The organism is Microbacterium sp. SORGH_AS_0428, assembly GCF_031453615.1.
Taxonomy (GTDB): domain Bacteria; phylum Actinomycetota; class Actinomycetes; order Actinomycetales; family Microbacteriaceae; genus Microbacterium.
Genome location: NZ_JAVIZT010000001.1, coordinates 600298 through 618010, shown reverse-complemented (window position 1 = coordinate 618010; position 17713 = coordinate 600298). Strand labels below are relative to the sequence as shown.

Here is a 17713-nt window from a genome sequence, read left to right as displayed (position 1 = left end):
GCGGTCGCTGTGAGCCCCGGCAGCGGCTCACCGCTGATCCCGCCCCCGCGCCCTACCCGAGGGCGGCCAGCCAGGCGAGAGAAGGCTGCTCCCACCGGGCGTAACGATCCGGATACGCCGAGATCTGCACGGCCTGAGCGGCATCCGCGTAACTCATCGACTCCCAGCCGGGGATGTCGAGAAGGCCGCGCGTGCGACTGCCGTTGGGGTCGGCGGGTCCGCCGAAGAATGCGCGGGTGGCGCGCTCCGCGTCGCGCACTTCCTCCACCGTGCCCCACCCGGTGGACGGGCGCTGCTGGAACAGGCCCTGCGAATCGCGGTCGCCCCAGTCGAGGTTGCGCAGCCACGACTCCTGCATGGCCGTGCCGAGTGCGATGGCGATCCCGCGCTCGGGAACGCCCATCTCGCGGCCGATGCGGATGATGGTGCGCGCGTTCTGGGCCTGCTCGGCGTCCAGCTCCAGTCCGACCGCGTCGACGGCGGCCGGTGACGGTGCGGGCGCGGCGGACGCGGCCGGAACAGTGATTGTCTGTCCGGGATAGATGATCGAATCCCACGTGAGGCCGTTGGCGGCCAGGACCGCCCCTGCCGTGGAGCCGTGGCGTGCGGCGATGCCGCTGATCGTGTCGCCGGCGACCACGGTGTAGGGGGTGCCGGCGGCGGGCGCCGGCGTCGGAACGGGCGCCGGTGCGGCAGGCGCGACGAGCGACAGCACCTGACCGGGATGGATGAGCGAGTCCCCCCACGACAGGCCGTTCCACGAGAGCACGTCGGCCGTGGCGAGCCCGTAGCGCGCGGCGATCGCGGCGACGGATTCTCCGGCCGCGACGGTGTGCGTGTTCGGCGTCGGCGTCTGAGCGGGGTGAGGCGCACCCTGGCGCGACAGCTCCTTCGTGGACGCGTGCGCAGGCGCGGCGATCAGGGTGAGCGCGACGGTGCTCACGAGGGCGGAGGCGCCGATGACGGCGCGCGGGTGGCGGGAGACGTCCACGAGCATGGTCGTCCTCCTCTTTCACATCCGGGGGTTCCGCCACCCTGACACGCGTGTGTACCGAGGTCAACGGAAGTGACGGGTGTGACAGATGAGATCTCTCCCATCTTTCGACGAGCGCTCGGCGCGATGCGCCGTGCGCGGATGAGAACATGGACGGGTGAGTTCCGACACCCCTGTCCCCACCGAATGGCTTGCACTGCCCGATCTGGTCGAGCTGACCGGTGAGTCGCTGAGCCGTGTCCGGCGTCTGCTCGACGAGGGCTATCTCATCGGTTCGCGTCGCGAAGGCTCGTTCCGGGTGCCGAGCATCTTCCTCGTCGACGGCGCGCCCCTGTCGTCGTTGCGGGGCACGGTCTTCGCGCTGCGGGATGCGGGACTGACGGACGACGAGGCCATCGACTGGCTCCTTGCCCACGAGGATTCGATCGGGCAGGCGCCGATCACGTCGCTGCGTCAGGGACGCAAGAGCGAAGTGCGCCGCGTCGCCCGCGCCCTCGGCTGAGCCCGTTCGACCTCAGGAGCGCCGCTCGGTCGCCGCCCGCGCGAGATCGCGCAGCTCGCTGACCGTCGCGTGAGCCAGGGGGGCGGCGGACAGAGCGCGGTCGGCCTCGCGCACGTAGGCGGTGATGAGCCGCTCCACGCGGTCGACGGCGCCGCTGTCGATGATCGTGCGCTGCAGCGCCGAGATCTGCTGCTCGTCGAGTCCGGGGTCGCCCAGGAGCTCGTCGAGGGTGCGTCGGGGGCCCGGCCCGAGCGACTCGCGGGCGTAGGCGATGAGCACCGTGCGCTTGCCTTCGCGCAGATCGTCCCCGGACGGCTTGCCCGTCTCGGCGGCATCGCCGAACACCCCAAGCACGTCGTCGCGCAGCTGGAACGCCATCCCGACCGGATGTCCGAATGCGCTCAGTGCATCGAGCTGCGTGCGATCGGCGCCGGCCAGTGCCGCCCCGATGCGCAGCGGCTGCTCCACGCTGTAGCGCGCGGACTTGAGCGAGGCCACGCGCAGCGCACGATCGGCGTGCGTCGCGTCGTCGGCCACGGCGAAGGCGGACTCCTCGGCGATGTCGAGGTATTGCCCGATGGTGACGTCGCGCCGCATCCGGGCGTACTCGGCGCGGGCGGCGGCCGCCTGGTCCGTAAGAGCGAGCCCCTCCTCCAGGAGGTCGTCGCTGAAAGCCACCAGCAGATCCCCGCCCAGGAGGGCCGCCGAACGGCCGAAGCCGGCGGCGTCGCCCGCCCAGGACCGCGCGGAGTGCTGCGCCTGGAGCGCGCGGTGCATGGAGGGACGGCCACGGCGGGTGTCCGAGTTGTCGATGAGGTCGTCGTGGACGAGCGCCGCTGCCTGGAAGACCTCCAGCGCCGCGGCGGTCGCGACGAGGGCCTCGGGGGGCGCGGCGCCGGGTGTGACGCGCTCGGCGACGGCTCGCCATCCCGTCACACAGAACCGCGCGCGGAGGCGCTTACCGCCGGTGACGGTGTCGCGCACATCCTCGACGAAGGCCAGAGCATCGGGTCCCATCGCCCGCGCGGCCTGCTCCTGCGATCCGAAGAACGTATCCAGTCGCTGGGAAACCGCTTCGATCGCGTCTGTGGTCCTCGACACGGGCCTAGCCTAGTTCGACAGGCGGCGCGTAGAATCCAAGCATCGCCGTGACCCTAGGGGGACGAATGCCTCTCTCCGAACAAGAGCAGCGCCTGCTCGACGAGATGGAACGCCATCTCATGAGCAATGACGCCGACGTCGTCAGCGCGCCGCAGGGCGGCCGCGCGCTCAGCTACCGCAACATCGTCTACGGGACGATCCTCGTGCTGGTGGGGCTGGGTGGCTTGATCGTCGGGCTCTCCACCCAGTTGATCGTGGTGGGCGTCATCGGGTTCATCGTGATGCTCGGAGGCGTGATCTTCGCGCTCACCCCGTCCAAGACCGCCCGTCCCAGTGCCGCTCCTCGTGCCGGCGGCTCGCCGTCTCGGCCCTCTGCCGGATTCATGGATCGCATGAACGACCGATGGGACCCGCCGCCAAGAAGGCCGCTGACCCACCGCTTCTCACAAAGCGCCGACCCTTCGGGGTCGGCGCTTTTTTCGTGCCCGGGGAGCGCCCGCCCAGATCTGCCGCCGAATGTGTAGTGAAGTGGAGGGAAGTGGAGTAAAGTGGTGATCACCTCACACGTGGGCCGGACGAAGGAGGGGGGATGCGCGAATGCTGCTCGGCACGCACACCCCCAAGCTCGACGACAAAGGGCGGGTCATCCTCCCGGCCAAGTTCCGCGACGACCTGGGCGGCGGCGTCGTGATCACCCGCGGCCAGGACCGCTGCCTCTACGTCTTCGCGACCGAGGAGTTCGAGAAGGTTCACGAGCGCATCCGCGAGGCACCGCTGACCAACAAGCAGGCGCGTGACTTCCTGCGCATGTTCCTCTCGGGCGCGAGCGCCGAGAAGCCGGACGGCCAGAACCGCATCACGATCCCGCCGGCGCTGCGCACGTACGCCGGTCTCGAGCGCGAGCTCGTCGTCACCGGCGTCGGTGCGCACGCGGAGATCTGGGACGCCGAGGCGTGGAACTCCTACGCCGAAAGCAACGAAGAGACGTACTCCGAGATGGAGCAGGAGGTGATCCCGGGCCTGTTCTGAGCCCTCGACCCTGATTCCCAGCCGCTCGAGCCCTGACGCACTTCCCCGGTGTCAGGTCGGAGCGGATGGGGATCAGGATCGAGGGACCCGGCCTCGCATCATGGACTTCAGCGACATCCACACCCCGGTCCTGCTCGAGCGCTGCGTCGAGCTGCTGGCACCCGCCCTCGATCGCGAGGGGGCCGTCTTCGTCGATGCGACTCTCGGCATGGGCGGGCACAGCGAGGCGTTCCTCGAACGATTCGACGGACTCCGTCTGATCGGCCTCGACCGCGACACCGACGCTCTGCGCATCGCGGGCGAACGGCTGGCCCGATTCGGCGACCGAACGACCCTCGTGCACACCGTCTACGACGGCATCCGGGCCGCCGTCGCCTCGGCGGGCGTCGAGCGCATCGACGGCATCCTCTTCGACCTCGGCGTCTCTTCGCTGCAGTTGGACGAGGCCGAGCGCGGCTTCGCCTACGCGAAGGACGCGCCGCTGGACATGCGTATGGACCAGTCGGCCGGTGTGACCGCCGCGGACGTGGTCGCCACCTACGGCGAGGGCGATCTTCGCCGGATCTTCGAGCGCTACGGCGAGGAGAAACTCGCGGCCCGCTATGCGCGCGCGATCATCGCCGCCCGCCAGTCGGAGCCCATCGTCCGCTCGGGCCGTCTCGTCGAGATCCTCGACGCCGCCACGCCCGCGGCGCTGCGCAACGCGGGGCATCCGGCCAAACGGGTGTTCCAGGCGCTGCGCATCGAAGTCAATGCGGAACTCGCCGCCCTCGAGCAGGCGCTTCCCGCGGCTCTCGAGCTGCTCGCGGTGGGTGGTCGCATCGTCGTGCTCAGCTACCAGTCCCTCGAGGACCGCTTCGTCAAGCGCGAGCTCGCCCGTGCGAGCAGCTCCACCGCCCCCGCGGGGCTGCCCGTCGAGCTGCCCGAGCACGCGCCGCAGTTCCGCCTGCTGGTCAAGGGGGCCGAACTCGCCTCCGACGCCGAGCGCGAGTCGAATCCGCGCGCCACACCGGTACGACTTCGTGCCGCCGAACGAGTCCGGGAGATCGTATGAGCACCACCACGAGCGCAGCCTGGGCCATCGAGCCTCTCGAGCAGCGACCCGAGACCGGACCCCGGACCGAGCGCACCCTGCGCCCCGTCGAGGCACCGGCCCGCCGGCGTCGGCCGCGACTGGTGTACGGCATCATCGCCGTCGCGGGGGCGCTCGCGATCGCGGGTGCGCAGATGGTGCTGTCGGTCCTGTCGACGCAGAGCTCCTTCGAGCTCGCGAGCCTGACTCAGCAGCAGCGCGATCTGACGGTGCAGAAGCAGATCCTCTACGACCAGGTCGCCGGCCTCAGCTCGCCCCAGTACCTCGCCGCGAACGCGGCAGCGCTGGGCATGGTGATCAACGAATCGCCGAGCTACCTCCGCCTGAGTGACGGAGCAGTGCTGGGAGCGCAGCAGGCATCTGTCTACACGTCGACGATCGACCCGCTGGGGCGCGGCGCCGTGTCGAACGCGCTCATCACCCAGACTCCGCTCGTCACCGCGCCGGATGCCACCATCAACGGCGTGCAGGCCCCGCCGGCGGCCGAGACCGAGACGGGCACGGGCGCCGATCCGGCGACACCCCCCGCGCTGACCGACGGACTGCCCACCCCTGCCACACACTGAGACCATGACGACGAGAAGCACGCGAACCCCCCGTCGCCGCACCGTCATCGCCCTGGCCGTGGTGCTGGCCGTCCTCGTCGCCTTCGTGGTGCGCCTGGTCGACATCCAGGTCGTGAACGCCGGAGAGCACATCGACGACTCCCTGCGCATCGCCATGGGCGGCAAGACCACCCTGTACGGCACGCGCGGATCGATCGTCGACGAGAACGGCAACGTCCTGGCGGGCAGCATCCTCACCTACGACGCCGAGCTGGATCCCAGCAACGTGGGACCGATCGAGCGCACGGATGCCGCGGGCGAGGAGATCGAGGTCGACTGGCCGACCGTGGCCGGTGAGATCGCCCAGATCACCGGCCAAAGCGCCGAGGACGTGCAGAAGATCGTCGCCGACGCCCTCGCCGTCAACCCGAAGTCGCAGTACGCATCGCTCAAGAACGGGCTCTCGACCGAGAAGTACCAGCAGCTGCTGGATCTGCGGATCCCGTATCTCACCATGCGGCCGCATCCCGCCAGGACGTATCCGGACGGCGCCGTCGCCGGCAACCTCGTCGGCTTCGTGGGCTCCGACGGGAAGCCGTTGGAAGGACTGGAGTCCGCCCAGGATTCGTGTCTGGCACCGACCGAGGGCGAGCGCGTCTTCCAACGGGGCAAGGACGGCGTGATCATCCCCGGCACCGAGCAGGTGACACCCGCCGTCGACGGTGGCACGCTCACTCTCACGATCGACCGCGACCTGCAGTACTACCTGCAGCAGTTGATCGCGGAGCAGGCGACCAACCAGGGCGCTCAGCACGGGCAGATCATGGTCGTCGAGGCCAAGACCGGCAAGATCCGCGCTGCGGCGGAATGGCCGACGGTCGACCCGAACAACGTCTCTGCGACCGCTCCGGAGGATCGCTCCAGCCGGATCTTCCGCGGCACGTTCGAGCCCGGCTCGACGTTCAAGGCGCTGTCGGCGGCGACCGTCATCGACACCGGCGCCGCGACGCCGACCTCGACCGTCACCGCGTCCGGTCGCGAGACCTTCCCGAACGGCGCCCGCGTGCAGGACGCGATCCCGCACGGCGCGTTGAACTACACGCTCGCGGGTGTGCTCATCGACTCATCCAACGTCGGGATCTCGAAGTTCGCCGAGATGGTCCCCGCCCAGACGCGCTACGACTACCTGCAGAAGTTCGGCATCGGCCAGATCAGCGGCGTGGACTTCCCCGGCGAGGCGAAGGGGACGCTGCGCCCCGTCGACCAGTGGGACAACCAGACCTTTTACAACACCTCGTTCGGGCAGGGCGTCGCAACCACCCTGCCGCAGCTGATGGGCGCGTACCAGGCCATCGCGAACGACGGCACCAAGATCCCGCTCTCGCTCGTGGAATCGTGCACGAACGCGGACGGCACCGTCCAAGACTCGGATGCCGGCGCGAGCACGCAGGTCGTGAGTGCGAGCACGGCCGGACAGGTGCGGGAGCTGCTCGAGAACGTCGCGGTGCAGGGCGGCAACGCCAAGGCCACCGCGATCAGCGGTTACCGGGTGGGACTCAAGACCGGAACGGGTGAGATCTCCGACGGCTCCGGCTACAAGAGCGGCGTCTACTTCACGACGATGATCGGCATGGCCCCGGTCGACGACCCGCAGTACATCGTCGCCGTCACCCTCGATCAGCCCACTGCGGTACGCTCGTCTGCGGCCAACGCTGCGGCCTTCCAGAAGGCGATGACCCAGGTGCTGAAGACCTACCGGGTCCTGCCCTCCGACTCGCAGCCCGAGCTGCTGCCGAAGATCGGCTGAGCGGCGCCCTCCAGGACATGATCGCACTCACACTCTCCCGCATCGCCGAGATCCTCGGCGGCACTCTGCTCCCCGCCGGCGCCGACGACGCCGACACCGTCGTCTCCGGCGACGTCGACACCGATTCGCGCCATATGCGCCCCGGTGGCATCTTCGTCGCCAAGCCCGGCGAAGCGACCGACGGGCACCTGTTCGTCGACGCCGCGGTCGCTCTCGGCGCCGTCCTCGCGATCGTCGAGCGTCCGGTCGACACCGCGGTGTCCCAGATCGTCGTGCCCGACGCCGTCGCCGCCCTCGCGGACCTCGCGCGCGCCGTCGTCGCCGAAGTGCGCGCCGGCGGGCGCCTGCGGATCGTGGGGATCACCGGCTCCAACGGCAAGACGACCACGAAGAACCTCCTCGCCCGCATCCTGGAGCCGGAGGGCGAGACCGTCGCTCCCCGCGCCTCGTTCAACAACGAGGTCGGCGCCCCGCTCACGATGCTGCGCGTCACCCACGACACCCGCTTCCTGGTGAGCGAGTTCGGGGCGAGCGCTCCCGGCGCGATCGCACAGCTGGCGGGGCTCGTCGAACCCGACATGGGCGTCGTGCTGATGGTCGGCATGGCCCACGCCGGCGGCTTCGGCGGGATCGAGGCGACCTTCCACGCCAAGAGCGAGCTCGTGCGGGCGCTGCGCCCGGGCGGACTCGCCGTGCTCAACGTCGACGACACCCGCGTACGCGCCATGGCCCCCATAGCGGCCGAACAAGCCGTCGATGTGCGCTGGTTCGGTCTCGGCGAGGATGCCGCCGTGCGCGGCAGCGACGTCGAAGTCACCGCATCCGGCACTCGTTTCGTCCTCACGGTCGACGGCGAGAGCCGTCCGGTGGCGCTGCGCGTCCTCGGCGCGCACCACGTGATGAACGCCCTCGCAGCGGCAGCGGCCGCAACCGCTCTGGGCGTCGGGATCGATGACGTCGTGACCCGTTTGGAGTCGGTGGAGCTCGCCGAGCGCTGGCGCATGCAGCCGCTGGGCTCGGATCGCGTGCGCATCATCAACGACGCCTACAACGCGAGTCCCGACTCGATGGTCGCGGCGCTGCGGACGCTCGCGCAGATCACGGCGCCGGACGAGCGGATGGTGGCCGTCCTGGGAGCGATGAGCGAACTCGGCGAGTACGCGGGGGAGGAGCACGACCGCATCGGCGAGCTCGCCGTCCGCCTGCGCATCCCGCGCATCGTGATCATCGGACAGGCAGCCCGGCGCATGTACCTCGCCGCTGTGGCCGAAGGATCGTGGAGCGACGAGGCCGTGTTCTTCGACGACGCGGATGCGGCGTACGCCTACCTCATGGGGGAGCTGCGCGACGGCGACCGCGTGCTCGTGAAGTCGTCCAACTCCGCCGGGCTCCGCTTCCTCGGCGACCGTCTGGGAGAATCGTTCTCGTGAGATCACTCCTGACAGCCGCCGCGATCTCGCTCGCCTTCACCCTCTTCCTGACGCCCGTCTTCCTGCGGCTGTTCCGGGCGTGGGGATGGGGGCAGGTGATCCGCACCCCGGAGAACGAGCACAACCCGAGCCACGGCGCCAAGCGCGGCACCGTCACGATGGGCGGCACGATCTTCATCGTGGGCAGCCTCGTCGGCTACTTCATCGGCACCTACGCGGGCGGCAACCCGCCGACGATCTCCGGTCTGCTCGTCATCTGGATGATGGTCGGCTTCGGCGTCGTCGGGTTCATCGACGACTTCATGAAGGTCCGTCGCCAGAACAGCCTCGGACTCTCCGGCTGGCGCAAGATCATCGGCCAGATCCTCGTGGTCGTCCCGTTCGGCATCGTCGGGCTGAGCTTCCCGAACATCGACGGCCAGACGCCGGCGAGTCCCTTCGTCTCGCTGTTCCGTGACATCCCGGTGCTCTCCTTCATGGCGCTGGGCGCCATCGTCGGGTGGGTGCTCTATCTGGCGTGGATCGCCTTCCTCGGCGTCGCCGCCTCGAACTCGGTCAACGTCGCCGACGGTCTCGACGGGCTCGCCGCCGGTTCCGGAATCTTCGTCACCAGCGCCCTCGCCCTCATCTCCTTCTGGCAGTTCAAGCAGCCGTGCGACCTCGACGCGATCAGTCGCGGACTGCAGGACGCCTGCTACCAGACGCGCGACCCCTTCGATCTCGCGATCATCGCCGCATCCTTCATCGGTGCGCTCGTCGGCTTCCTCTGGTGGAACGCTCCCAAGGCGCGGGTGTTCATGGGCGACGTGGGATCCATGTCGATCGGCGGCGTGATCGTCGCTCTCGCGATCCTGACCCGCACGGAGATCCTGCTCGCCGTCATCGCCGGTGTGTACGTCATCGCGTCGGGGTCCGTCATCCTGCAGCGTTTCTACTTCAAGCTCACGCGCGGCAAACGATTGTTCCTCATGAGCCCGCTGCACCACCATCTCGAGATGCGCGGCTGGCCCGAGATCACGATCGTGGTGCGGATGTGGATCATCGCCGGGCTCCTCGCGCTGACGGGCGTCGGACTGTTCTACGTGGAATGGCTCGTGCGATCGTGACGAACGCTCGTCTGGACACCCTGAACAGCTGGCACGCCGACTGGAAGGGACTGCGCGTCGTCGTGCTCGGCCTGTCGATGACCGGCTTCTCGGTCGCCGACACGCTGGCCGAGCTCGGCGCCGACGTGCTCGTGGTCAGCGAGAGCGCCGAGGAGGAGTACGCGCGACTGCTGCCGGTCATCGGTGCAGATCTGTGGACCGGGCCGCTGGACACCGTTCCGGAGGCGCTGATCGCGCACCGCCCCGAGCTCGTCGTGGCCTCGCCCGGCTTCGCGCCGCACCACCCGGTGATCTCCTGGACCCGGTCCGAGCAGGTTGCGCTCTGGGGCGACCTCGAGCTGGCGTGGCGTGTACGCGACAAGGTGCGACGCCCGGATGGCTCCCCGCACGAGTGGATCCTCGTCACGGGCACCAACGGCAAGACCACGACCACCCGACTGGCCGCGACGATGCTGCAGAGCGCCGGCTACCGCGTCGCGCCCGTCGGCAACATCGGGGTGCCGGTGCTGGACGCGGTGCGCGACCCCGCCGGTTTCGACGTCCTCGTGGTTGAGGTGTCCAGCCATCAGCTCTGGTATCTCTCGCTGCAGACGGGGCCAGAACCGGTGTCGCCGTGGGCCAGCGTGTGCCTCAACCTCGCCGACGACCACCTGCAGTGGCACGGTTCGTTCGCCGCCTACCGCGATGCGAAGGCCGTCGTCTACTCCCACACGCGCATGGCCTGCGTCTACAACAAGGCCGACGAGGCCACGCGGCTCATGGTCGAGGAAGCCGACGTCGTGGAAGGCGCGCGCGCCATCGGCTTCGACCTCGGGATGCCCGGTCCCAGCGACCTCGGCGTCGTGGAGGGCATTCTCGTCGATCGGGCCTTCCTCGACGACCGTCGCAACAGCGCCCTCGAGCTCACGACTCTCGAGGAGCTCTCCCGGCAGCAGCTCGCCGCGCCCCACATGGTCGCCAACGTCCTCGCCGCGGCGGCGCTCGCCCGGTCGGTGGGCGCCGAGCCCGCGGCCATCCGTGAGGCGCTCGCCCGGTTCCGTCTCGACCCCCACCGCATCGAGATCGTCGCCACATCCGCCGGGGTGACCTGGGTCGATGACTCCAAGGCCACGAATCCGCACGCCGCCGCATCCTCGCTCGCGGCCTACCCCGGCGCCATCTGGATCGTCGGCGGTCAATTGAAGGGCGTGGACGTCTCGGACCTCGTCGCCACGCGCGGCGTCCTGGCCAAAGCCGCCGTCGTCATCGGCGCCGACCGCACCGAGGTGCTGGCGGCGTTCGCGCGACACGCGCCCGCGGTTCCCGTCTTCGAGGTCGTTGACACCGAGACTGAAGACGTCATGGCGCAGGTCGTCGAGCTGGCGACGGAGATCGCGCACGACGGGGACGTGGTTCTGCTCGCCCCCGCCGCCGCATCCTTCGATCAGTTCACCTCCTACGCGGACCGCGGGACGCGCTTCGCGGACGCCGTGCGCACGAGGATCGGAAGGGACGCGGGTGGTCGACACGACGAGGACCAGGCCCCTCCCGCAGGAGCCTGAGCCCGCGAAGCGGGGACTGGCCGCACGGGTCTCCCTCGGACGCGTCTTCGCGCCGGTTCCCAGCGAGTTCCTGCTCATCGCGTCGACGGCGCTGATCCTCACCGGCTTCGGGCTCGTGATGGTGCTCTCGGCCACGTCGGCGACGAGCGAGGACGCCGGCGGCGGTCCCTACGACGCCGTCATCAAGCAGGGCGTCTTCGCGGTGATCGGCATCCCTCTCATGTTCCTGGCCTCCCGGATGCCCCTGCGGTTCTGGAAGCGCATGGCGTGGCCGGCTCTCATCGGCGCGACCGTCTTCCAGCTGCTCGTCTTCACGCCGCTGGGCATCACGAACGACGGCAATCAGAACTGGATCCGCATCGCCGGCATGCAGGCGCAGCCATCGGAGTTCCTGAAGGTCACGCTGGCGATCTGGCTGGGATACATCCTCTATCGCAAGCGAACACTGCTGGCCGACTGGCGCCACGTCTTCATCCCCGCCGTCCCGGTGGGTATCGCCGTCATCGGCACCGTCATGGCCGGACACGACCTCGGCACCGCGATCATCCTCGTGCTCATCATGCTCGCCGGCCTGTTCTTCTCCGGCGTGAAGCTGCGGGTCTTCCTGCTTCCGCTCCTGCTGTTCGCGGGCGGCGTCGCCTACTTCGCGATCTCGAGCCCCGACCGCATGCGTCGGTACATGAGCTTCCTCTCCAACGACTGCCTGGCCGACTACTACGGCGACTGCTACCAGCCGCTGCACGGCATCTGGGGACTGGCCGGGGGCGGCGTGTTCGGGGTGGGCCTGGGCAACTCGAAAGAGAAGTACAGCTGGCTGCCCGCGGCGGCCAACGACTACATCTTCGCGATCGTCGGCGAGGAGCTGGGACTGATCGGCTGCATCGTCGTGCTCATCCTCTTCGCGATCTTCGCGGTCGGGGCGTTCCACATCGTGCGCAAGACCGACGATCCGTTCGTGCGGATCGCCGCCGGCGCGATCACCGTCTGGATCATCGGCCAGGCGCTGCTCAACATCGGCGTCGTGCTGCGACTGCTGCCCGTCTTCGGCGTCCCCTTACCGTTCCTGTCGCAGGGCGGGACCTCGCTCATGTCCGTGCTCATAGCCTGCGGTGTGCTCCTTTCGTTCGCGCGCACCATCCCGCACAAGACGCGCTCAGCGGCGTCCCCGTCGCCGCGTGGCACAATCGCCCGGTGACGACGTATCTTCTCGCCGGCGGCGGCACCGCCGGTCATGTGAACCCTCTGCTCGCGGTCGCCGACGGGCTGCGCGAGCGCGAACCGGACGCCCGGATCCTCGTGCTCGGTACCCGTGAAGGGCTGGAGTCCCGGCTCGTCCCTGCGCGCGGCTACGAGCTGCTCATCGTCGACAAGGTGCCCTTCCCGCGTCGCCCGAACGCCGCGGCGCTGCGTTTTCCCGCCCGGTGGCGGCGTGCCGTGGCGCAGGTGCGCGGCTACCTCCGCGACCGCGGCGTCGACGTCGTGGTCGGATTCGGCGGGTACGCCGCGGCTCCCGCGTACGTCGCCGCCCGCCGCGCGGGTGTTCCCGTCGTCGTGCACGAGGCGAACGCGAAGCCGGGGCTGGCGAACGTCCTCGGCGCGCGCCGCGCCGCCGCTGTGGGAGTGGCTTTCGAGGGGACGCCGCTGCGCCGCTCCGAGGTGGTCGGGATGCCCTTGCGCCGTGAGATCGTGTCGCTCGACACTGCGGCGCTGCGACCTCAGGCCGCCGCGTCGTTCGGCCTCGACCCCGCTCGTCCGACGCTGCTCGTCTTCGGGGGCTCCCTCGGCGCACAGCGGCTCAACGACGCCTTCGGCGCCGCCTATCCGGACGTGCTCGCCGCGGGCTGGCAGTTGCTGCACATCACGGGGGAGCGCTCCGAGCTCCCCGATCCCGCGGTGCGCGGCTACGTCGTGCGGCGCTACATCGACCGGATGGACTACGCCTTCGCGGTGGCGGACGCGATCGTCTCCCGCTCGGGAGCGGCGACGGTCAGCGAGATCAGTGCGCTCGGCATCCCCGCCGTCTATGTGCCGTACGCGGTCGGCAACGGTGAGCAGAGCCTGAATGCCGCATCCGCCGTCGCCGCCGGAGCCGCGGTGGTGATCCCGGATGCCGACCTGGATGCCGACCGCGTGCGCTCCGAGATCCTGCCGCTGATCTCGGATCGCGCCCGCATCGCTCGGATGCGGGAGGCATCGGTCGGTGTCGGCACGCGACACGGCACGGAGAACGTCATCGCGCTGATCGACCGCGCGCTGGTCTGAACGGGCTCAGCTCGTCGCGCGCAGCGCGTCGGCCACCAGCGTGAGCGCGTCGTCGTCGGTGATGCCGAGCGAACGGACCTGGGCGGCGTACGCCGTCGCCGCCTGCTGGGCCTGGCGGCGCAGCGGGTCTTCCGCGAACGACACGAACGTTCCGGCACGGCCCCGCGTCTCGATCACACCGTCCGCTTCGAGTTCCTTGTACGCCCGCGCCACCGTCCCGGGCGCGACGCCGAGCTCGTCCGCGAGCGCCCGCACGGTAGGCAGCCTCGCGCCCGCGAGAAGAGAACGGCCGGAGATCGCGCCGACGATCTGCGAGCGCAACTGCGCGTAGGGCGGTTCGGCAAGGGTCGCATCGACGTTCAGCGAGAGCATGCTCTCCTTCGTAGCGTCGGCGTGGAGCGCCGTCAATGCGGACCGGCTCCGCCCGCGCGCGCCGGAGCCGCGCTCGTACGGGGCGAACGTAGACTTTGACGGTCATGATCAGACCCGACCTGAGCCTTCCCCTGCCCGCCGACATCACGGCGGCCCATTTCATCGGCATCGGCGGATCCGGGATGTCCGGACTCGCGAAGATGTTCCTCGATCGCGGCATCCGCGTCTCCGGTTCGGACCGCTCCGACTCCCGTGCTCTGCGCGAGCTCGCCGCGGCCGGTGCCGAGGTGCACGTGGGCCATGACGCCGCTCACCTCGGCGACGCGGACACCGTGGTGCACACCGGCGCCATCTGGCCGGAGAACCCCGAGTTCGTGACGGCCAAGGAGCGCGGGCTGAGCGTCATCCATCGCTCGCAGGCGCTCCACTGGCTCATCGGGTCGCGCCCGCTCGTCGCCGTCGCGGGAGCGCACGGTAAGACGACCTCCACCGGGATGATCGTGACGGCGCTGCAGTCGCTCGGCGCTGACCCGAACTACGTCAACGGCGGTGTCATCGCGCAGCTGGGCACCTCCAGCGGCTCCGGCGCCGACGACCTCTTCGTCATCGAGGCGGATGAGTCCGACGGCACGTTCCTGCTCTACGACACCGCGATCGCGCTCATCACGAACGTCGACCCCGACCACCTCGATCACTGGGGGAGCCGCGAGGCCTTCTTCGACGGCTTCGTCCGTTTCGCCGACGACGCGTCCGGCGCCGTGGTGATCTCGTCCGACGACCCCGGGGCCCGCGAAGTGCGCGCCCGCATCCGTCATGAGAAGGTGCTGACCTTCGGCGCCGACGAGAGCGCGGATGTACGGGTCACGGACATCGATGCCGCCGCGACCGTGTCGTTCACCGTGAGCTTCCAGGGGCGGGCGGAGCGCGTGGCGCTCTCCGTGCCGGGGGAGCACAACGCCATCAACGCCGCCGGCGCGATCGCCGTCCTGCTCGCGCTGGGGTACGCCTTCGCCGACGCGGTGCGAGCCGTCGGCGGATTCTCGGGCACGGTGCGCCGGTTCGAGCTCCACGGTGTCGCGCGCGGTGTGAGCGTCTACGACGACTACGCGCATCACCCGACCGAGGTGCAGGCCGCATTGAGCGCCGCGCGCACGGTCGTGGGCTCGGGGCGGTTGATCGCGGTCCATCAGCCGCACACGTACTCGCGCACGCAGCTCATGTCGGGCGAGTTCGCCCGCGTGCTCGAGGAGCTCGCCGACCACACGGTCGTGCTGGATGTCTATGGAGCCAGGGAGGATCCCATCCCCGGCGTGACGGGGGAGCTCGTCAGCGACGCCTTCGTCGACGCCGCCCGCGTGCACTACGTCGCAGACTGGCAGGCTGCGGCCGACTACACCGCCGGGATCGCCCGCGAGGGCGACTTCGTCATCACGCTCGGCTGCGGCAACGTGTACCAGATCATCCCGCAGGTGCTCAGCGCGCTCTCCGCCTCGGCGACGCCCGAGGACTGAGGATGCGTCGCCCCTCGCCATTGCCGCCGCAGGGCGGGAAGCCCGCCGACTCACCGCTGCGCGCCCGCCCGGCGACGCCGCGGCGCGACGAGGCCCCGCGGCCGGCCGAGGACGAGGATCTCCAGGAGACGGCACCCATCGCGCCGCTCTTGCTGGCACCCGGTGCGCCCGCGATCTCGAAGACCGACAGGGGGAGGTCCGACGGCGGTGAGGATGTCGCACGCGCCGACACCGACACGGCACCCGTCGGATGGCGCGACGTCTGGCGCGCGGCCCGCTCCCGTCGCAAGGCGCTGCGAGCCGAGGTCCGGCGATTCACGGTCCGCCAGCGCCGTCGACGCATCATCTGGATAAGCGCGGCCGCATCGCTCGTGCTCGTCACGATCGCCACCGTCGGCGCCGCCTACAGTCCGCTGTTCGCGGTGCAGCAGATCACCGTCGTGGGCACGTCACAGCTGGCGGCCGGCGACGTCGAGGCCGCCCTCGACGATCAGCGCGGCACCCCGCTCGCCGCCATCGACGCGTCTTCGATCAAGGCGGCTCTGGTCGCCTTCCCGCTCGTGGAGAGTTACACGCTGGAAGCGCGTCCGCCCCACGAGCTCGTGGTGCGCATCGTGGAGCGCACGCCCATCGGAGTGATCTCCGGTGCGGCCGGCTACACCCTGGTGGATGCCGCGGGCGTCGCGTTGTCGACCTCGCCGACACCGCCCGCGGGCTACCCGCTCGTCGATGCCGCCGGGGGTGAGGACGGGGTCGCGTTCGCCGCGATCGGCAAGACGATGCGCGCCCTGCCCGCCGACCTGCGTGCCCAGGTGACGCAGGTCGAGGCCAAGACCGCCGACGATGTGACGCTGACCCTGGGCGGGACCAACACGCGCGTGGTGTGGGGGAGCGCGGACGAGTCGGCTCTCAAGGCCCTCGTGCTGCAGAAGCTGACGGCGACCCGCCCGCCGGACGGCGTGGCCGTCTACGACGTCTCCTCGCCCGAGGTCCCCGTCATCCGCTGACGCCGGTGGCGAATCCCGCAGGACTTGGGCGACACGCCCGCGCGCCTGCGGCCGCCACGGCGTGCGGCGCATACCTTCGATTCAGGAATTGCATACCGGGCAATACTTTAACCCTTTACATGAGGTTTAAGGTTCAACGCTTCGGTAGGGACGTCGGTTCAACGAGACGAAAGGGCTGGGATGAGCCAGAACCAGAACTACCTCGCGGTCATCAAGGTCGTCGGGGTAGGTGGCGGTGGAGTGAACGCCGTCAATCGGATGATCGAGCTGGGTCTGCGCGGAGTGGAGTTCATCGCGGTGAACACCGACGCCCAGGCGCTGCTGATGAGCGACGCCGACGTCAAGCTCGACGTCGGTCGCGAACTCACGCGCGGTCTCGGAGCGGGAGCGGATCCCGAGGTCGGACGACGTGCCGCCGAGGACCACGCCGAGGAGATCGAGGAGGCGCTGGCCGGTGCCGACATGGTCTTCGTGACCGCCGGCGAAGGCGGCGGAACCGGCACGGGCGGCGCGCCCGTCGTGGCACGCATCGCCAAGTCGATCGGCGCCCTGACCATCGGTGTCGTCACCAAGCCGTTCTCCTTCGAGGGTCGCCGCCGGCAGAGCCAGGCCGAGGCGGGCGTCGCGAAGCTGAAGGAAGAGGTCGACACCCTCATCGTCGTTCCCAACGACCGTCTGCTGGAGATCAGCGACCGGGGTATCTCGATGATCGAGGCCTTCGCCACCGCGGACCAGGTGCTGCTCGCCGGTGTGCAGGGCATCACGGACCTCATCACGACACCGGGTCTCATCAACCTCGACTTCGCCGACGTGAAGTCCGTGATGCAGGGGGCCGGATCGGCCCTCATGGGCATCGGGTCCTCTCGCGGGGCGGACCGCGCCATCAAGGCCGCAGAGCTGGCCGTCGAGTCGCCGCTGCTGGAAGCCTCGATCGAAGGCGCGCACGGCGTGCTGCTGTCGATCCAGGGCGGTTCGAACCTCGGCATCTTCGAGATCAACGATGCGGCGCAGCTCGTGAAGGAGGCGGCGCACCCCGAAGCGAACATCATCTTCGGCACGGTCATCGACGACACGCTGGGCGACGAGGTGCGCGTGACGGTCATCGCGGCAGGATTCGACGGCGGCGAGCCCAGCCCGCGCCTCGAGCCCGTCACGGCGACGCGGCCCGCGGTCAACCCGCTCACGACGCCCGCTGCGCCCGTCGTCGCCGCCGAGGAGGCAGCCTCGACCCCGGTGCCCGCCGCGGAGGAGCCGCCGGCCGTGCCGGTCACCGCGGGAGTGTCGGAGTCGTCCTCGTACGATTCCGCCTTCGGTGATGACGACCTCGACATCCCCGACTTCCTGAAGTAAGCCACGCGCAACGGGCGGGTCGCGGACATCCGCGACCCGCCCGTGCCGATTCTCCTGGAGGAC

16 protein-coding genes and 1 pseudogene are annotated in these 17713 nt (G+C 69.9%); 14 read left to right on the top strand and 3 right to left on the bottom strand.

What is annotated here, in order from left to right; genetic code table 11:
* Positions 1-52: 52 nt before the first annotated feature.
* Positions 53-997 (bottom strand): LysM domain-containing protein, encoded by a 945-nt coding sequence (locus tag QE374_RS03095; protein ID WP_309732084.1) that lies wholly within the window; start codon positions 995-997, stop codon positions 53-55.
* A 154-nt stretch (positions 998-1151) separates the two neighbouring features.
* Here QE374_RS03095 and QE374_RS03090 point away from each other — a divergent pair, with 154 nt between their 5' ends.
* Complete coding sequence (locus QE374_RS03090) at positions 1152-1496, top strand: Rv2175c family DNA-binding protein (protein WP_309732082.1); 345 nt, start codon at positions 1152-1154, stop codon at positions 1494-1496.
* A gap of 12 nt (positions 1497-1508) precedes the next feature.
* Here QE374_RS03090 and QE374_RS03085 read toward each other — a convergent pair whose 3' ends face one another.
* Positions 1509-2597 (bottom strand): polyprenyl synthetase family protein, encoded by a 1089-nt coding sequence (locus tag QE374_RS03085; protein WP_309732081.1) that lies wholly within the window; start codon positions 2595-2597, stop codon positions 1509-1511.
* A gap of 65 nt (positions 2598-2662) precedes the next feature.
* Between QE374_RS03085 and QE374_RS03080 the strand changes: the two are divergent.
* The 10 genes and pseudogenes from QE374_RS03080 (at position 2663) to QE374_RS03035 (ending at position 13410) form a co-directional block, all read left to right on the top strand.
* Positions 2663-3029, top strand: a pseudogene (locus QE374_RS03080) (DUF3040 domain-containing protein).
* A gap of 165 nt (positions 3030-3194) precedes the next feature.
* Positions 3195-3626: a division/cell wall cluster transcriptional repressor MraZ gene (mraZ, locus tag QE374_RS03075; RefSeq protein ID WP_234073091.1), complete on the top strand. Its 432-nt coding sequence runs from the start codon at positions 3195-3197 to the stop codon at positions 3624-3626.
* Positions 3627-3726: 100 nt separating this feature from the next.
* On the top strand, positions 3727-4680 hold the full coding sequence (rsmH, locus tag QE374_RS03070; protein ID WP_309732078.1) for a 16S rRNA (cytosine(1402)-N(4))-methyltransferase RsmH: 954 nt from the start codon (positions 3727-3729) through the stop codon (positions 4678-4680).
* Positions 4677-5285 (top strand): hypothetical protein, encoded by a 609-nt coding sequence (locus QE374_RS03065; protein WP_309732076.1) that lies wholly within the window; start codon positions 4677-4679, stop codon positions 5283-5285. Before rsmH ends, QE374_RS03065 begins: the two co-directional genes overlap by 4 nt.
* Before the next feature lie 4 nt (positions 5286-5289).
* Positions 5290-7071 (top strand): penicillin-binding protein 2, encoded by a 1782-nt coding sequence (locus QE374_RS03060; protein WP_309732074.1) that lies wholly within the window; start codon positions 5290-5292, stop codon positions 7069-7071.
* 17 nt (positions 7072-7088) lie between these two features.
* The gene (murF, locus tag QE374_RS03055; protein ID WP_309732072.1) at positions 7089-8501 is read left to right on the top strand and encodes a UDP-N-acetylmuramoyl-tripeptide--D-alanyl-D-alanine ligase; all 1413 of its coding nucleotides are present in this window, start codon (positions 7089-7091) and stop codon (positions 8499-8501) included.
* On the top strand, positions 8498-9607 hold the full coding sequence (mraY, locus tag QE374_RS03050; protein ID WP_309732070.1) for a phospho-N-acetylmuramoyl-pentapeptide-transferase: 1110 nt from the start codon (positions 8498-8500) through the stop codon (positions 9605-9607). The genes murF and mraY overlap by 4 nt, the downstream gene beginning before the upstream one ends.
* Entirely contained in the window at positions 9589-11148 is a 1560-nt protein-coding gene (murD, locus tag QE374_RS03045) for a UDP-N-acetylmuramoyl-L-alanine--D-glutamate ligase (RefSeq protein WP_396653315.1), read from the top strand. Before mraY ends, murD begins: the two co-directional genes overlap by 19 nt.
* Positions 11105-12343, top strand: coding sequence for a putative lipid II flippase FtsW (gene ftsW / locus QE374_RS03040; RefSeq protein WP_309732066.1), 1239 nt, complete (start codon positions 11105-11107; stop codon positions 12341-12343). The genes murD and ftsW overlap by 44 nt, the downstream gene beginning before the upstream one ends.
* Entirely contained in the window at positions 12340-13410 is a 1071-nt protein-coding gene (locus QE374_RS03035; protein ID WP_309732064.1) for a glycosyltransferase, read from the top strand. The genes ftsW and QE374_RS03035 overlap by 4 nt, the downstream gene beginning before the upstream one ends.
* A gap of 6 nt (positions 13411-13416) precedes the next feature.
* Here QE374_RS03035 and QE374_RS03030 read toward each other — a convergent pair whose 3' ends face one another.
* Positions 13417-13782: a GntR family transcriptional regulator gene (locus tag QE374_RS03030; RefSeq protein ID WP_309732062.1), complete on the bottom strand. Its 366-nt coding sequence runs from the start codon at positions 13780-13782 to the stop codon at positions 13417-13419.
* 104 nt (positions 13783-13886) lie between these two features.
* On the opposite strand from QE374_RS03030, the gene murC reads away from it, so the two are divergent.
* The 3 genes from murC (at position 13887) to ftsZ (ending at position 17650) form a co-directional block, all read left to right on the top strand.
* Positions 13887-15293, top strand: a complete 1407-nt coding sequence (murC, locus tag QE374_RS03025; RefSeq protein WP_309732060.1) for a UDP-N-acetylmuramate--L-alanine ligase — start codon at positions 13887-13889, stop codon at positions 15291-15293.
* A 2-nt stretch (positions 15294-15295) separates the two neighbouring features.
* On the top strand, positions 15296-16300 hold the full coding sequence (locus QE374_RS03020) for an FtsQ-type POTRA domain-containing protein (RefSeq protein ID WP_309732058.1): 1005 nt from the start codon (positions 15296-15298) through the stop codon (positions 16298-16300).
* A 180-nt stretch (positions 16301-16480) separates the two neighbouring features.
* Positions 16481-17650, top strand: a complete 1170-nt coding sequence (gene ftsZ / locus QE374_RS03015; RefSeq protein ID WP_309732056.1) for a cell division protein FtsZ — start codon at positions 16481-16483, stop codon at positions 17648-17650.
* Positions 17651-17713 lie beyond the last annotated feature (63 nt).

Coding starts and splice junctions, on each gene's coding strand:
- murC (WP_309732060.1), top strand. CDS start 13,887: ATGATCAGACCCGACCTGAGCCTTCCCCTGCCCGCCGACATCACGGCG.
- QE374_RS03065 (WP_309732076.1), top strand. CDS start 4,677: ATGAGCACCACCACGAGCGCAGCCTGGGCCATCGAGCCTCTCGAGCAG.
- rsmH (WP_309732078.1), top strand. CDS start 3,727: ATGGACTTCAGCGACATCCACACCCCGGTCCTGCTCGAGCGCTGCGTC.
- murD (WP_396653315.1), top strand. CDS start 9,589: ATGGCTCGTGCGATCGTGACGAACGCTCGTCTGGACACCCTGAACAGC.
- ftsZ (WP_309732056.1), top strand. CDS start 16,481: ATGAGCCAGAACCAGAACTACCTCGCGGTCATCAAGGTCGTCGGGGTA.
- QE374_RS03095 (WP_309732084.1), bottom strand. CDS start 997: ATGCTCGTGGACGTCTCCCGCCACCCGCGCGCCGTCATCGGCGCCTCC.
- QE374_RS03060 (WP_309732074.1), top strand. CDS start 5,290: ATGACGACGAGAAGCACGCGAACCCCCCGTCGCCGCACCGTCATCGCC.
- murF (WP_309732072.1), top strand. CDS start 7,089: ATGATCGCACTCACACTCTCCCGCATCGCCGAGATCCTCGGCGGCACT.
- QE374_RS03020 (WP_309732058.1), top strand. CDS start 15,296: ATGCGTCGCCCCTCGCCATTGCCGCCGCAGGGCGGGAAGCCCGCCGAC.
- mraZ (WP_234073091.1), top strand. CDS start 3,195: ATGCTGCTCGGCACGCACACCCCCAAGCTCGACGACAAAGGGCGGGTC.
- QE374_RS03030 (WP_309732062.1), bottom strand. CDS start 13,782: ATGCTCTCGCTGAACGTCGATGCGACCCTTGCCGAACCGCCCTACGCG.